We start from the raw sequence: 2052 nt of genomic DNA, 5'->3' as shown, positions 1-2052 counted from the left end.
TGGTCCAGGTCTCATCGATGAACACCAGGCGAGTGGGATCGATCCGATCCCGATACTTGGTCCACTGCGCCTGCCGACGCGCGACATCGGGACGGTCCTGCTCGGCGGCAATCAGCGTCTTTTTTTGTAACTGAGCTTCTCAGCGTGGACGAACTCCCACATCGTGCGGTAATCGACCTTGAGACCACGCTAGGCGAGCTCGGCCACCAGCCCGCGCACGGTAAAATCCGCCTCCCGGCACCGTTGCATCAGCCATTCGCGGTGCGCTCCCGCAATCTTCTTTGGCCTATAGCCACCGATCTGGTCTGGCTTGACGCTGCCAGTCTCGCGGAAGCGCCGTACCCAGTTGATCGCTGTGCTGACGCCCACCCCAAATTGGGCGGCCGCCTGATGCCGCGACAAGCCGCCCTTGATGGCGGCCCTGACCACCCGCTCGCGAAGATCGTCCGAATAGGCTCGCCTCACAACTTCCGCCGTATCCTCGTCTGGTTCAGAGAACTCTTGGGTCTGCTCCTGGAACTGTTATGGCGAACGCTCGCCCCGCCAGCCCAGCTCAATTCGGCTTCTTAACAGAAGACTCCGGTATGATCACGATCTACCCGTGTTGCTCATCACGAGCGACGGCTCTCGCCGTCGCGGGATCTGGGTCTATGGGTAAGCGGCGGCGTTGATTGCTGCTCACATGCTCGTTCAGATTCTACGCTCCGAAACAGCAAAGCCGCTATTCCGGACGGCTAAGAAGCATTGAGCCGCACGGTGCTGCCATCTGTTGAACGGGAATTCTCGCGCAGATCGTCCCCTTTTCCGAACCCCGCAGGGGTAGATGGCAAGCGAGATCGCGCTTGCGCCGACGAAAGTCGTGGCCCGTTTGTGTTCGAACTGAAGATGCTGCAGTTTCAGTCGCTTGTTTGCGTCAGTCTCGGCCAGACGCGACAAAAACCTCATCTTTTGCCGTTGATACGCAGAATTTCTGCTTCGCTGCGACCGCATTGGCCCAATTCCGATCATGGGGTGGAGTACTAATGCCGAGCGACGCTTATCGGCACGCCCGGCTTGGGACGGGGCAGGCTTCGAACGACAGGAGAAGGTGGAATGATTTCCGAGGTGTTCATCACCTGTGCGGTTACAGGAAGTGGGGCTGCGGTGGAGCGGAGCCCGCATGTGCCGGTGACCCCGGAACAGATAGCAGACTCGGCAATCGAGGCGGCGCGAGCCGGAGCCGCCGTCGTGCACATTCATGTCCGTGATCCCAAAACGCGGCTGGGCTCGCGCAATCCGGCTCTATATCGGGAGGTCGTGCGGCGCATCCGAGCGTCGGATGTAAATCCGGTGATTAACCTGACGACGGGACTTGGCGGAGATCTCGTCCTGGGTGGGCCTGACTCCCCTCTGCCCCCCGACCCCAAGGGAACGGATATGGCGGGGGCGCTCGAGCGGCTCGTGCATGTAGAGGAGTTGCTGCCAGAAATATGCACTCTTGACTGCGGGTCGATGAACTTCGGCGCCCGCGAGTACGTCATGATCAATACTTATCCGACGTTGCGTAAGATGGCGGCGCGCCTGCAGGAGCTTGCGGTGCGTCCTGAATGCGAGGTGTTCGATACCGGTCATCTCTGGGCGCTGCGCGACTTGGTCGAGGAGGGGCTAATCAAGGACCCGCTCATCCAGATGTGCATGGGCATCCGCTACGGTGCACCAGCGGATCCGACCACGTTGATGGCGATGGTGAACGCGCTCCCGCCGCGCTCCGTCTACTCGGCCTTTTCGATTGGGCCTATGCAAATGCCCTACGTTGCGATGGCGGCCTTGGCCGGCGCTAACGTGCGAGTGGGCCTCGAGGACAATCTGTACCTCTCCCGCGGGCGTTTGGCGACCAACGCCGAGCTCGTGGAGCGAGCGGTGCAGATTCTGGAGGCGATCGGAGTGCGGGTGATGAGCCCGAACGAGGTTCGCGAGAAGCTCGCGCTTAAGGTTCATCGCTGAAAGGCCCGAGGTCATGTTTGAAGGGCGGTCCCGAGCGGTCGGGCTGTTGGGGGGTGGAGCGATCGGGGG

The 2052-nt window shown here is 61.3% G+C and carries 1 protein-coding gene and 1 pseudogene; one reads left to right on the top strand and one right to left on the bottom strand.

Translation table 11 applies throughout. The features are described 5' to 3' along the window. Positions 1-465, bottom strand: a pseudogene (locus HCN58_RS36675) (helix-turn-helix domain-containing protein); the annotation flags it as partial. Between the two features lie 627 nt (positions 466-1092). Here HCN58_RS36675 and HCN58_RS35160 point away from each other — a divergent pair. Next, complete coding sequence (locus HCN58_RS35160; RefSeq protein ID WP_171583847.1) at positions 1093-1983, top strand: beta-keto acid cleavage family enzyme; 891 nt, start codon at positions 1093-1095, stop codon at positions 1981-1983. Positions 1984-2052: the final 69 nt, after the last annotated feature.

It is taken from the genome of Bradyrhizobium australiense (genome assembly GCF_013114825.1).
Lineage (GTDB): Bacteria > Pseudomonadota > Alphaproteobacteria > Rhizobiales > Xanthobacteraceae > Bradyrhizobium > Bradyrhizobium australiense.
The sequence above is the reverse complement of the archived record's forward strand: the minus strand, read 5'-3'. Positions and strand labels throughout refer to the sequence as shown.

Bases quoted from the DNA above. Each gene is read 5' to 3' on its own strand.
- HCN58_RS35160 (WP_171583847.1), top strand. From the start codon at position 1,093: ATGATTTCCGAGGTGTTCATCACCTGTGCGGTTACAGGAAGTGGGGCT.